We start from the raw sequence: 13,301 nt of genomic DNA, 5'->3' as shown, positions 1-13,301 counted from the left end.
GGGCCTTGAATTGAAACGTCTGTAGCGCTCTGAATCGGTCAAATACTTAATGCAATTGGTATCAGGCGTGCAGTCAGAACACTGCTCAATACGCTATTGATGGCAATAACAGTAGCGATTGCTTTAGACAAAGATTGGATCTATGTGGTGCATCGAAAAGGGGAATTTTGAAAAGCAAAAAGCCCGTCTATTAAGACGGGCTTTTTGTGTTTGGCTGGGATACCAGGATTTGAACCTGGGAATGCCGAGATCAAAACCCGGTGCCTTACCGCTTGGCGATATCCCAATTAAACTGTTTAAAACTCGATGGTACGGGAAGAGAGACTTGAACTCTCACACCTTACGGCACCAGAACCTAAATCTGGCGTGTCTACCAATTCCACCACTCCCGCATCGAATTTTACTGCAAGTTTCCTTGCTTCATCTTTATAGCCTGCAACAATACAATTGTCTAGTAGCTATTAAGACAAGGTCAATAAATCAACCTTTTAAAAATGGCTGGGATACCAGGATTTGAACCTGGGAATGCCGAGATCAAAACCCGGTGCCTTACCGCTTGGCGATATCCCAATTAAACTGTGTTGCTAGTAACAAGTCGAAACTCATTACGTCAAAATAAATGGTACGGGAAGAGAGACTTGAACTCTCACACCTTACGGCACCAGAACCTAAATCTGGCGTGTCTACCAATTCCACCACTCCCGCACTGCATCAAGTTTTACATCTAGATTAAGATGCATTTAGTTATAGCGTGTCTAATATCAACATCCACCACTTCCAAACTCTATCAAGTTTACATCGAGATTAAGATGTCTCATATTTTACATCTTGAGAAGATGGTAGCATATTGCCGGGACTTACGAACCGTCTTTGCTACAATCCCACTTTTTACATCCTGAGAAAGATGGTAGCAATGGCGGGACTTGAACCTGCGACCCCAGCATTATGAGTGCTGTGCTCTAACCAGCTGAGCTACATTGCCAAAGATGGCTGGGATACCAGGATTTGAACCTGGGAATGCCGAGATCAAAACCCGGTGCCTTACCGCTTGGCGATATCCCAATTAATCTTTCTTACTAATAACCAGCCTAAGCTCATTACTTTTCAATAAATGGTACGGGAAGAGAGACTTGAACTCTCACACCTTACGGCACCAGAACCTAAATCTGGCGTGTCTACCAATTCCACCACTCCCGCACTGCATCAAGTTTCACATCTAGATTAAGATGGCACTCAGTTATAGCGTGTCTAATATCAACATCCACCACTTCCAAACTGCATCAAGTTTTACATCTAGATTAAGATGTTGCCAACCCTATTTCTGAAAGTAAACTTTCAACTAGTCGGCCATTCTCAAGTTTACATCTAGAGAAGATGGTAGCAATGGCGGGACTTGAACCTGCGACCCCAGCATTATGAGTGCTGTGCTCTAACCAGCTGAGCTACATTGCCATCTATATTTCGTCCCTCTCACTGAGGAACGGGGCGTATTATGCTTATTCAGCGTATTCAGGTCAACTGCTTTTTTTCGCTAATTTAAACTAATCACACTGTTAGGCTATTACTTCGCCAAACTGGGCAACAGATGCGCAATATATTGCGATTTACGCTAATTTAGCAACTCAAAATAATTTTATTTCTTTGATCAAGCCTCTACAAATCGCAACGACAAGCTCAAAATCCAAGCATTCGCCAAGCTTAGCACTAAAAATGAATCATTTTTAACTAGGTTAACAGATGCCCAAATACAAACGCGGCGCTTAAAGATGACTTTAAGCGCCGCGTTTTACATTTTTTTACGGCTATAGCTGCCGCAAAGAACTTATACGTTAAATAAGAAGTGCATTACATCGCCATCTTTAACGACGTATGTTTTACCTTCAACGCGTAATTTACCCGCTTCTTTAGCGCCTGCTTCACCTTTATGGGTGATAAAGTCCTCATACGCCATCACTTGAGCACGAATAAAGCCACGTTCGAAGTCAGTATGGATAACACCAGCAGCTTGTGGAGCGCTTGCACCGATTTTAACGGTCCATGCACGCACTTCTTTAACACCAGCGGTAAAATATGTCTGTAGCGTAAGCAAGTCGTAACCAGCGCGGATGACGCGATCAAGACCGGGCTCTTCTAGACCTAAATCGGCCATGAACTCTTCACGGTCTTCGGTCTCCATTTCTGCAAGTTCAGATTCAATTGCAGCGCATACTGCCACTACAACTGCATTCTCTTCAGTAGCGATGGCACGAACAGTATCTAAATGAGGGTTATTTTCAAAACCGTCTTCTGCAACGTTAGCGATATACATCGTTGGTTTAATGGTTAAGAAGTTCAAGTAAGTAATTGCTGCTAGCTCTTCCTTGCTTAAATCCATTGAACGCAACATTTTGCCTTCGTCTAATATTGGGCGCATCTTCTCAAGTACGGCAACTTCAAACTTCGCCTCTGAGTCGCCGCCTTTAGCGCGTTTGGCTTGACGAGTAATAGCACGCTCGCATGAATCTAAATCGGCAAGCGCAAGTTCAGTATTGATAACTTCGATATCACTTGCAGGGTCTACCTTGTTTGCGACATGCACAATGTTGTCATCTTCAAAACAACGTACAACATGGCCAATTGCATCAGTCTCACGGATGTTAGCTAAGAACTTATTGCCTAAGCCTTCACCTTTAGATGCGCCTGCCACTAAACCAGCAATATCTACAAATTCCATTGTTGTAGGCATAACACGCTCAGGCTTAACTATCTCAGCTAACGCATCCAATCTTGAATCAGGTACAGGAACAATGCCTGTATTTGGCTCAATCGTACAGAACGGGAAGTTTGATGCTTCGATGCCTGCTTTAGTTAACGCGTTGAAAAGTGTTGATTTACCAACATTTGGCAGGCCTACGATGCCACATTTGAAACCCATATTGTTACCTTTATATCAATGAATAACCTGGGGGTATTCCCCAAGCATTTGTTTATGCTTTAAAAGAATGCAACCTGTGCATCGCCTTTGCCATATCGTCGTTAAATAAAATCTCTGTCGAGCGCACCGCTTCATCTATAGCAGCGTCCATCATCTCTTGATCCGTTGGCGGAGCCTTACTCAACACATAGTTACTGACCTGGTTTTTATCACCTGGATGCCCAATACCAATGCGTAAGCGATAGAAGCCTTTATCATTAGCCAATTTAGCAATGATATCTTTTAAGCCATTATGGCCACCGTGCCCCCCGCCCAACTTAAACTTTGCAACCCCAGGTGGCATATCAAGCTCATCATGCGCGACCAATATCTCTTCTGGAGCAATACGAAAAAAATTCGCCAATGCGCCAACCGACTTACCACTTAAATTCATAAAGGTTATCGGGATCAATAAGCGGACATCCTTGCCATGCAGTGTCACTCTCGCTGTCATACCAAAGTACTTGCTGTCTAATACTAACGTCGCACCACAGACGCGCGCGAGTTCTTCAACGTACCAAGCACCCGCGTTATGGCGTGTTCGATCATACTGTGCGCCGGGATTTGCTAACCCAACAATAAGTTTTATATTGCTCATAATACTCAGTCTGTGTTTACTTATTCATGTTTTGCCGCACTTAGCCACAAAATTAAAAACGCGGCATTTTAGCACTCAAACCGCGTACCAACAAATTATACGCAAAATGGGCAATATCGCGTGGTAGACATCGCCTGCAAATTTTGCCTGACTCCCCCTAATAAACAAGAAAGCGAAAAGCTGTTATGCAGCTCTCCGCTTTCTTGTTTAATCCTTATATAGGACGGTGACCCATTAAAAACCCATAGCGTATTTTAATACCTGTTTTTTTATTGGGCTGTCAATGTTAGCTAATTTAAGTACGCCATTTCTTAATAGTTTTAGCGGTAAAATGTCGTTGCTAAAACTGGCGTAAAACATATCCATCGCGGTCATCATCAATTGATTATCTCGATAACGGCATTTTTGGTACTGTAGTAGTACTTCAGTACTCCACCAGCCCGCATCGTGCTTTATGTACGACTCGACGGTGGTGATAAGTGCATCAACATCTTTAAAGCCGAGGTTAACGCCCTGCCCTGCTAAAGGGTTAATGGTATGCGCGGCGTCACCAAGGATCACCAAATTGTCGCCATAATATCGCTCGGCATGACGACGAGTCAGCTTAAAGCTCGCTTTATTCATCACTTTAAAATCACGATCTAGCCTCGCTGGAAAATACTGATCAATCTGACTTTTCAAGGCCGCATTATTCAACTGAGACAACTGCGCAATGCGATTGGCATCGTCGTACCAAACCAAAGAGGCATTGTTGCCAGGAAGTGGTAGTAAAGAGCGAGGACCTTTGGGGGTAAATTGTTGCCAGGTAACATCTTGCTCGCCACAATGGGTTTCGATATTAATCAGCATTGCTGACTGACGGTAATCCCAGCCCGTAATACCGATCTTTGCCCATTGCCTAACATAAGAGTTTGCACCATCTGCGCCAACCAATAACCGAGTAGAGAACGCTTGGCCATCCTCAAGGGTAATATCGATAGCATCATTTGCGCGCTTTAACTGACTGATTTTTACTGGACAGAATAGAGTAATATTCTCTAACTGTGCCATACGATGCCATAAAGAGAGCTGGATTAAGCGGTTTTCGACAATATGGCCAAGATGCGAAGTGCCAATTTGATCGGCATGAAATTGGGTGATGCACCCGTCTAATTCCCAAGTTTCGAGTCCTTTATAAGCGACTTGTCGCATTGTGCCTAAATGCTCCAGAGCCCCAAGGCGGTCCAGAAGCGCTTCAGAGGCCGCACTAATGGCAGACACTCTTAAGTCAAGCGGTTGTGAGCTTTCATAAGCTTTGGGCGCAAATGCTTCAACCACTGCAACTTTTAGTCCTAGCTGGGCTAAACCAATCGCCGTCGCAGCTCCAACCATGCCGCCGCCAACGACAACAGCGTCATACATACTGCTTTTATTCTTCAGCTGTTCCACAGACCTTAGACTCCTGAAAGATGATCCGACTTATATTGGGAGAAGTTTACACTCAAAAACGATTCTATTTGTCCTTTGCATAGCAAAAATTGATCAAAGTAGCGCTTCTTAAGCAAGGACGATGCAATTAAGCCAAACAAAATATGTCGTTTAATGTCTCAGAGCACTCTAACGTATATAAATGTGTCTGAGACGCCAATGATTAACAACTGGTTACATACCATTCACACTCATATTCAAACCATACCATAGACTCAAATTGTCAAATGGATATATCCCTGAGGAATGAGTGAGAATAATATGAAATCATTAACCCTAGCTACGTTACTAATAACGCTATTCACCCCATTAGCCAGCATCGCGGCAGACTCACAGCAAGATATAGAGCACATGTCCGTCACTTATCGCAGTCCAATGGATTATGCTATTTACCAATATACCACTCATGTATTCAGCATGTTCAAACTGCAATTACGTGCTGACATCCACATACAAGCACGTATGAGTAGCCTGCAAATGGCTCAAGAACAAGGTGTTATCGACAATACTGTTAGTACAGAACAGCAAAAAACCATACCCGTACGTTTAACAAGGGCAATCAAGGCAGCAGATTAATTTCACTCAAACATAGGCTAAATGCTAGCCAGCAGCCCGCATAAGCGTTAAAATATTTCGCTATTTTTTCGGTGCATCTAGAGTGATACAAACTGATGAGTAAAAAACTCCATATTAAAACTTGGGGCTGTCAAATGAATGAGTACGACTCATCAAAGATGGCCGATCTTCTCGACGAATACGAAGGCTATACCCTGACAGATGATGCAACGGAAGCCGATGTGCTTTTGCTCAACACCTGTTCTATTCGTGAGAAAGCACAAGAAAAAGTTTTTCATCAGCTAGGGCGTTGGAAAACACTAAAAGACAAAAAACCGGGCCTTATTATTGGTGTTGGCGGCTGCGTAGCATCTCAAGAAGGTAAGGCAATTAAAGACCGTGCCCAGTGTGTGGATCTTATTTTCGGCCCACAAACACTGCACCGTCTACCAGAAATGATTGACCAGATTAAAGAGGGTAAAAAAGTCGTTATTGACGTCAGTTTCCCTGAGATTGAAAAGTTTGATCGCCTCCCCGAACCACGTGCTGACGGCCCTAGTGCCTATGTTTCCATCATGGAAGGTTGTAGTAAGTATTGCTCTTTCTGCGTTGTACCTTATACCCGCGGTGAAGAAGTCAGCCGTCCATTAGACGATATCATTCTTGAAATAGCCCAATTGGCTGATCAAGGTGTACGTGAAGTGAATTTGCTCGGCCAGAACGTAAATGCCTATCGCGGTGCAACCCACGATGATGAGATCTGTACCTTTGCAGAACTACTACGCTACGTTGCTGCGATTGATGGCATAGACCGCCTACGTTTTACCACCAGCCACCCAATTGAGTTCGGCCAAGATATTATTGATGTTTACGAAGACACTCCAGAGCTTGTGAGCTTCTTGCATCTACCGGTTCAATCTGGCTCAGATTTGATCCTGACGCAGATGAAGCGTGGCCATATGGCTATCGAATATAAGTCTATTATTCGCCGCTTGCGTAAAGCGCGTCCCGATATTCAGATTAGCTCTGATTTCATCATTGGCTTCCCAGGTGAATCTAAGCAAGATTTTGCTGACACAATGAAACTCATCGAAGACATTCAGTTTGATCATAGCTTTAGCTTTATTTACAGCGCACGCCCAGGTACACCCGCTGCCGATCTGCCAGATAACGTCTCACTGGAAGAGAAAAAAGAGCGCTTAGCCATATTGCAAGATCGTATCACTCAACAAGCCATGCGCTATAGCCGCCACATGGTCGGTACAGTGCAGCGCATTTTGGTTGAAGGGCCATCGGTTAAAAACCCAATGGAACTGCGTGGTCGTACTGAAAACAGTCGCGTGGTTAACTTTGAAGGTAAGCCCGAGCATATTGGCGGCTTTGTTGACGTTGAAATTGTTGATGTATACACCAACTCATTGCGCGGTGTATTTGTCCGCGCTGAAGATGAAATGGATTTACGTCGCGACTTACGTCCATCAGATATCGTCGCAAAGTATAAGCAAGATGACGCCATTGGTGTCACCCAATTTACCCCGTCTTAAAAGACTCGATAACCAAGGGTAAACACGTTTATAGGGCGGCATCTTAGATGCCGCTTTTTTCATCCCTATAATCATTCAAAAATACCATTCGCATTTATTGATTATGCCTCGTAAACTAGAGTGCTCTCGCTCGGTAATATTCTTGAATCTGGAGTTATTTTTTGTCTAATAAGTTAACGACACTCAACCTGTATTTAGAGCCAGCGGAAACACGCAGACTAGCGTCACTTTGCGGTCCTTTTGATGACAACATTAAGCAATTAGAGCGCCGTATTGGTGTTGAGATCAGCTATCGTGACAATCATTTTCAGATAGTCGGCGTACCTAAAAACTGTTTAACTGCCAATAACTTACTCAGAGACTTGTATGTTGAAACTCAGCCTCTTAAAGGCAGCACGCCAGATCTAGAACCTGATACTGTTCATATTGCCATTCAAGAAGCTGTCGCATTTGATATGGAAGCGCCTCGCGATGAGAAAGAGCTTTATATCAAAACAAAGCGTGGTGTAATTAAGCCACGGAATCCAAATCAAAGTGATTATGTGCGTAATATTGTCTCCCATGATATTACCTTTGGTATTGGCCCCGCGGGTACCGGAAAAACATACTTAGCCGTTGCCGCCGCGGTTGATGCACTAGAGCGTCAAGAAGTTCGCCGTATTCTTTTAACGCGTCCAGCCGTCGAAGCGGGTGAAAAACTGGGTTTTTTACCCGGCGACTTGAGTCAAAAGGTCGACCCGTATTTACGACCACTGTACGACGCGCTATTTGAGATGATGGGCTTTGAAAAAGTTGAGCGCCTATTAGAACGTAATGTCATTGAGGTTGCGCCACTGGCTTATATGCGCGGACGCACCTTAAACGATGCTTTTATCATTCTTGATGAAAGCCAAAACACTACAGTTGAACAGATGAAGATGTTTTTAACCCGTATAGGATTTAACTCTCGTGCGGTTATCACTGGTGACATCACTCAGATAGATCTGCCGAAACATCAAAAATCAGGTCTGCGTCATTCAATTGAAGTGTTAGGCGATGTCAGCGAAATTAGCTTTAACTTCTTCCAAGCCAAAGACGTCGTTCGTCATCCTATTGTGGCCAGAATTGTTGAAGCCTATGAAGCCTATGAGCTAAAGAGCCAGACAAGTAAAGGCAATAAAGATAGCCAATATCAGCTACAGGAAACACCCAATCATGACTAATGCACCAACAAGTGTAGATCTCGATCTGCAAATTGCAGTTGATGCCGTTGCACTTCCTTCAGCACAAGAGCTGGAACTTTGGGTGAAAACAGCACTCAGAAGTAGTATGGACCACGTAGAATTAACCATAAGAATTGTCGATTCTGCAGAAAGCCAGATGCTAAATAACACCTATCGCGGAAAAGATAAGCCCACCAATGTGCTCTCTTTCCCGTTTGAAGCTCCACCCGGCATAGAACTGCCACTACTGGGCGATTTAGTTGTCTGTGCAGCTGTGGTAGAGCAAGAAGCAATTGATCAAAACAAACCCCTTACCGCACATTGGGCGCACATGGTTGTACATGGTTGCCTCCATCTGCTAGGGTATGATCATATAGACAATATAGAGGCTGAAGAGATGGAGTCATTAGAGACCCAACTGATTGAAAGCCTTGGTTATAACAACCCTTATGAGGAGCAATAATTGACTCGAAAGAGTCAATAAAACACTATGAGTGACGATATCCCCCCGAGTACCAACGCCTCCAAGAAAGGCTGGTTGGAAAAAGTAAGTCAGTTATTCCAGGGCGAACCCAAAAGTCGCGAAGAATTGGTTGAGGTCATTCACGGTGCAGAACTACGTGAAGTGATCAGCGAAGACACGCGTGAAATGATTAAAGGTGTATTGGAAGTCTCCGATCTTCGAGTGCGGGACATCATGATCCCACGCGCGCAAATCGTCGCACTTCAAATAGACAACACAGTAGAAGAACTACTCTCTACCGTTATTGGCTCAGCACACTCCCGCTTTCCAGTAGTCAATGAAGACAAAGATCATATCGAGGGTATTTTACTCGCTAAAGATCTACTTCAGTATGGCTTTAAGAACAATGAAAAGCCTTTTGAACTTGGGCAAGTTATCCGCCCAGCAGTGGTCGTTCCGGAAAGTAAACGGGTCGACGTATTGTTAAAAGAGTTTCGTTCTCAACGTTATCATATGGCGATCGTCGTCGATGAATACGGTGGAGTGTCAGGTTTAGTGACAATTGAAGACATTCTCGAAGAGATTGTTGGTGATATTGAAGATGAATTTGATCATGACTCAGCTGAAGAGACTGAAATCAAACAAATCTCAAAACAAGTCTATATGGTCAAAGCATTAACGCCGATAGATGACTTTAATGACGCGTTTAGCACTCAATTCAGTGATGAAGAGTTTGATACCGTGGGTGGCTTAGTTTCTCATGCTTTTGGGCACCTGCCTGAACGTGATGAAAATGTCATGATTAAAGGCATTGAGTTTAAAGTCGTCAACGCAGATACCCGTAGATTAATCCAATTACGCGTAAAATTTCCCGATCCAGCTGCTAAAGAGAGCGTTGCCTAGCAATCGGCTCCCTTAACAGCGCCCAATGATGAGGCTGTATGCTGAGTAAATTACGGGCATTCGCCCATCATTCCTATCTGAGATTGGTGCTAGCCTTTGCGGCTGGCGCCATGACAGCGCTTGCTTTTGCCCCCTACTCTATTTGGCCACTTTACATCGTTGCGATGGCATTTGCCCTGCATCAAAGTGCCGGTTTATCCGCAAAACAAGGATTACATTACTGGCTAAGTTTCGGCTTTGGTTGCTTTTGTGTTGGTATTAGCTGGGTGCATGTCAGTATGGACACCTATGGTGGTATACCGCTAATTGCATCGATGAGTTTGATGGCGCTATTGGCACTTTATTTAGCAATCTATCCAGCGCTAACCGGCTATTTACTGCAAAAAATAGCCCCTAAAACCAGTATCAGCCGTAACTTAATGTTGTTCCCTGCGCTTTGGACATTAACGGAATGGGCTAGGGGCTGGGTACTCACTGGCTTCCCATGGCTTTGGGCGGGTTATAGTCAAACACAAGGACCACTGAAGCCCATTGCCTCGATGACGGGGACTTTGAGCTTAAGTTTTATCGTGGCTTTACTGGCCGGCGCATTGGCGCTTGGTATGGTTAAACGCTGGCGCAGTGCACTCATTATTGTGCCTGTAGCTGCAGTGCTCACGTTTATTGCGCCCTATACCTCCACGGTTGAGTCAAAAGGCGAAAGTCTCAGCGTTGCACTTGTCCAAGGTAATATTCCCCAGAGTATGAAGTGGGAGCCCGACGCACTGTGGCCAACAATGCTCAAGTATATGGACTTATCTCGGCCAGAGTTTTCAGCAGATCTCATCGTCTGGCCAGAAGCGGCCATTCCGGCCCCCGAACACATGGTCAAAGATTTTCTTTATAATGCCAATCAAGCGGCTAATTTAAATAACAGTGCCATTATTACTGGGATTATCAGTCAGCGTGGTAACAGCTACTATAATTCACTGATTGTTTTAGGGAATTATGATGCAAAACAACAAGACAAAGGCGATTACTATGGTGAAGAGAAGAATGAATTTAGAAAGCACCACTTGTTACCTATCGGCGAATTTGTCCCATTTGAGTCACTGTTACGCCCTATAGCACCCTTGTTTAATTTGCCGATGTCATCCTTTAATCGTGGTGATTATTTGCAAGATAACTTAAATGCCGTCGGACACCAGATTACACCAGCAATTTGCTATGAAATTGCATTTCCTGAGCAGTTAAGAGCCAACGTAAATGAGCAGACTGACTTACTGTTAACGGTCTCTAATGATGCTTGGTTTGGCACTTCAAACGGACCGTTACAACACATGGAAATAGCTCAAATGCGTTCGGTTGAGCTTGGCAGACCTTTGGTCCGCGCCACCAATAACGGCGTGACTGCTGTCGTCAATGAAAAAGGCGATATCACCCACCAGCTCCCCCAGTTCGAAGCCGGTGTGTTAACAGCAGATATTCCATTGGTTAAAGGCCATACACTCTTCACCCTCTTCGGCCAATGGCCGGTGCTATTACTTTCAGCTCTTCTATTCGGTTTAGTATCAATAAGAAAGTTAAAGACAAACGGATTTACGAAGGCTAAATAACCTCAATATGTAAAAATATGAGATAAAAAAATACCCGTTATAAACGGGTATTTTGCTATCTGCTCTACTCACTAAAAATAACGTTAGACAATAAACTGGTTCAGCAGGGCTTCTTGTTGCTTAACCTGCTTCATCTGAGTCACCATGGCTGCATTAGCCTGTGTGGCGTTATCAGCCACCTCCATGGTTAGATCTTTAATGTTAGACGTATTTTTATTCATCTCTTCAGCAACCTGGCTCTGCTCCTCTGCAGCACTGGCTATCTGAAGATTCATGTCGGTAATATCCTGAATACTCTTGCGGATCTCTTTCAGGGTATCATTTGCCATCAATGCCTTTTCTACCGTGGTTTGGGTGGTGCCACGGCTTTCATCCATCACATTAACAACCGTAGCGACTCCTGACTGTAACTTCTCTATTTTGTCCTTAATTTCCGATGTGGACTCTTGAGTACGCGCTGCCAAGTTACGAACCTCATCAGCAACCACGGCAAAACCGCGGCCCGATTCACCGGCTCTAGCAGCCTCAATTGCGGCATTCAGTGCCAATAAGTTTGTTTGACCCGCGATTTCATTGATGACGCCAAGTATAGATTCGATACTAACAGTGTCTGCTTCTAACTCTTTTACAGCTTCGCTAGCTTGCATAATTTGTTCTGACAGATGATCAATGGAATCCGTTGTTTGATTCACTGCCGCTGCACCATCATTGACGGCAGCATCGGCTTGCTGAACAGCGGATGCTGCGCTCTGCGCATTTCCAGCCACTTCCGATGCAGTTACCGCCATTTCATGCATTGCCGTTGCAAGTTGCTCGATCTCCTGCGTCTGCTGTCCCATCGCACGAGAAGCCGATTTAGCGCCTTCTGCGGTCATTTCAGTCCCAATAGCAACTTCACCACCAATGACCTTTACCTGCTGGATCAAGTCTTGCAATTTGATAACAAAACTATTAAAACTGCTGGCTAAACTCGCGAACTCAACGTCAGATTCAGTGCTCAAGCGTCGTGTCAAATCCCCTTCGCCAGATGCCACGCCTTTCATCGCTTCGTTCAATATTCCCAATGGTTTCATTAGATGTCTGATGAGACCGGCCATCAGCAACGTCGCCACGACCAGAGCTAACAAGGAATAGAAGATAGCGTCACCACGCAACTTGTCAGCAGCGGCATAGATAACCTGTTCATCTAGTACGATACCCAAACTCCAATCTAAGCCGGATAACGGGTTAAAAATAACAGTATGTATTTTACCATCGATGTTGATGTGGCTAGTTTTCTGAGTCACATCCAATTGTTCCCCGAATACCTGACTCATAGGACGTCCATTCATACTCGCATCTGGGTAGGCAATAAAGTCGCCGTTGTTGCCTACAATAAAGGCATAACCCGCACCGAATAAGTTCGCTTTGTTACTAATATCCGCTAACGCTTTAAGACTGATATCCGCAAACATAGCTCCCTCAAACTGACCATTTTTAAACAGAGGTGCAGCCACAGACACTAAGATCTCTCCAGTGCTAGCGTCAGCATAGGGCTCGGTAAATAATTGTCGCCCTTTTTGTTTCGCCTCTTGATACCACATTCGCTTGCGAGGATCATAGTTTTGCGGTTGCCAGCTCGCTTCATTGCCGATGAAATGCCCCGACTCCAGCCCCATACCCGCTAAGATAAAATGTTGCTTAATGACAGGCTGACCTAACACTTGCTGAAAATGTTCATCCGAGAGGTCTGACTCGAATAGAGAAGCAGCAAAACGAGTAAGATCTGCTTTTTCGGCCATAACAGCTTCTATATTATTTTTCATCGAATCGACCAACTCAGCCACACTCAGACTGACCTGATCATTTATCTGCTGTTTAACTTGGAAATACTGGTAGCTCGATAAGCTCCCTAGCGACAAGAGCAAGATCAGACTCGCGCTAATAACAATTTTATGTACAAACTTCATGCTAATCCCCAAAAACTACCGATGCTTTACTCGAATCTAAAGCTTGCATCTACAACGACCCAGTCGAACATC

Annotated in this window: 10 protein-coding genes and 8 tRNA genes; 6 read left to right on the top strand and 12 right to left on the bottom strand. The window is 44.4% G+C overall.

Going from position 1 to position 13,301, the window contains the following annotated elements; genetic code table 11:
• Window positions 1-211: 211 nt before the first annotated feature.
• The 11 genes from CXF83_RS06990 to CXF83_RS06940 form a co-directional block, all read right to left on the bottom strand.
• A tRNA-Gln gene (locus tag CXF83_RS06990) sits at window positions 212-286 on the bottom strand.
• A gap of 21 nt (window positions 287-307) precedes the next feature.
• Window positions 308-392 (bottom strand) — tRNA-Leu (locus tag CXF83_RS06985).
• A gap of 103 nt (window positions 393-495) precedes the next feature.
• A tRNA-Gln gene (locus tag CXF83_RS06980) sits at window positions 496-570 on the bottom strand.
• Window positions 571-620: 50 nt separating this feature from the next.
• Window positions 621-705, bottom strand: a tRNA-Leu gene (locus CXF83_RS06975).
• A 200-nt stretch (window positions 706-905) separates the two neighbouring features.
• A tRNA-Met gene (locus CXF83_RS06970) sits at window positions 906-982 on the bottom strand.
• 5 nt (window positions 983-987) lie between these two features.
• Window positions 988-1,062 (bottom strand) — tRNA-Gln (locus tag CXF83_RS06965).
• Window positions 1,063-1,112: 50 nt separating this feature from the next.
• A tRNA-Leu gene (locus tag CXF83_RS06960) sits at window positions 1,113-1,197 on the bottom strand.
• Window positions 1,198-1,375: 178 nt separating this feature from the next.
• Window positions 1,376-1,452 (bottom strand) — tRNA-Met (locus CXF83_RS06955).
• A gap of 370 nt (window positions 1,453-1,822) precedes the next feature.
• A complete protein-coding gene (gene ychF, locus CXF83_RS06950) occupies window positions 1,823-2,914 on the bottom strand; it encodes a redox-regulated ATPase YchF (RefSeq protein ID WP_101089927.1) in 1,092 nt (363 codons plus the stop codon).
• A gap of 52 nt (window positions 2,915-2,966) precedes the next feature.
• The gene (gene pth, locus CXF83_RS06945; RefSeq protein WP_101089926.1) at window positions 2,967-3,551 is read right to left on the bottom strand and encodes an aminoacyl-tRNA hydrolase; all 585 of its coding nucleotides are present in this window, start codon (window positions 3,549-3,551) and stop codon (window positions 2,967-2,969) included.
• A gap of 234 nt (window positions 3,552-3,785) precedes the next feature.
• Entirely contained in the window at window positions 3,786-4,952 is a 1,167-nt protein-coding gene (locus tag CXF83_RS06940) for an FAD-dependent oxidoreductase (RefSeq protein ID WP_101090032.1), read from the bottom strand.
• Window positions 4,953-5,279: 327 nt separating this feature from the next.
• Here CXF83_RS06940 and CXF83_RS06935 point away from each other — a divergent pair, with 327 nt between their 5' ends.
• From CXF83_RS06935 to lnt, 6 genes are all read left to right on the top strand, one after another.
• Complete coding sequence (locus CXF83_RS06935) at window positions 5,280-5,594, top strand: hypothetical protein (RefSeq protein ID WP_101089925.1); 315 nt, start codon at window positions 5,280-5,282, stop codon at window positions 5,592-5,594.
• A 95-nt stretch (window positions 5,595-5,689) separates the two neighbouring features.
• A complete protein-coding gene (gene miaB / locus CXF83_RS06930) occupies window positions 5,690-7,117 on the top strand; it encodes a tRNA (N6-isopentenyl adenosine(37)-C2)-methylthiotransferase MiaB (RefSeq protein WP_101089924.1) in 1,428 nt (475 codons plus the stop codon).
• Between the two features lie 161 nt (window positions 7,118-7,278).
• Window positions 7,279-8,319: a PhoH family protein gene (locus tag CXF83_RS06925; RefSeq protein WP_101089923.1), complete on the top strand. Its 1,041-nt coding sequence runs from the start codon at window positions 7,279-7,281 to the stop codon at window positions 8,317-8,319.
• Window positions 8,312-8,782: an rRNA maturation RNase YbeY gene (ybeY, locus tag CXF83_RS06920; RefSeq protein WP_101089922.1), complete on the top strand. Its 471-nt coding sequence runs from the start codon at window positions 8,312-8,314 to the stop codon at window positions 8,780-8,782. The genes CXF83_RS06925 and ybeY overlap by 8 nt, the downstream gene beginning before the upstream one ends.
• A 27-nt stretch (window positions 8,783-8,809) precedes the next feature.
• Window positions 8,810-9,685, top strand: a complete 876-nt coding sequence (gene corC, locus CXF83_RS06915; protein WP_101089921.1) for a CNNM family magnesium/cobalt transport protein CorC — start codon at window positions 8,810-8,812, stop codon at window positions 9,683-9,685.
• A gap of 38 nt (window positions 9,686-9,723) precedes the next feature.
• Window positions 9,724-11,280, top strand: a complete 1,557-nt coding sequence (gene lnt, locus CXF83_RS06910; RefSeq protein ID WP_101089920.1) for an apolipoprotein N-acyltransferase — start codon at window positions 9,724-9,726, stop codon at window positions 11,278-11,280.
• 83 nt (window positions 11,281-11,363) lie between these two features.
• On the opposite strand, the gene CXF83_RS06905 is transcribed toward lnt, so the two are convergent.
• Window positions 11,364-13,229 carry a methyl-accepting chemotaxis protein gene (locus CXF83_RS06905; protein ID WP_101089919.1) on the bottom strand — a complete coding sequence of 622 codons (1,866 nt, stop codon included), beginning with the start codon at window positions 13,227-13,229 and terminating at the stop codon, window positions 11,364-11,366.
• Window positions 13,230-13,301: the final 72 nt, after the last annotated feature.

It is taken from the genome of Shewanella sp. Choline-02u-19, from assembly GCF_002836205.1.
In the GTDB taxonomy this organism is placed as follows: domain Bacteria; phylum Pseudomonadota; class Gammaproteobacteria; order Enterobacterales; family Shewanellaceae; genus Shewanella.
Note: the sequence above shows the minus strand (reverse complement) of the source record. Positions and strands in the feature narration are given on the sequence as shown.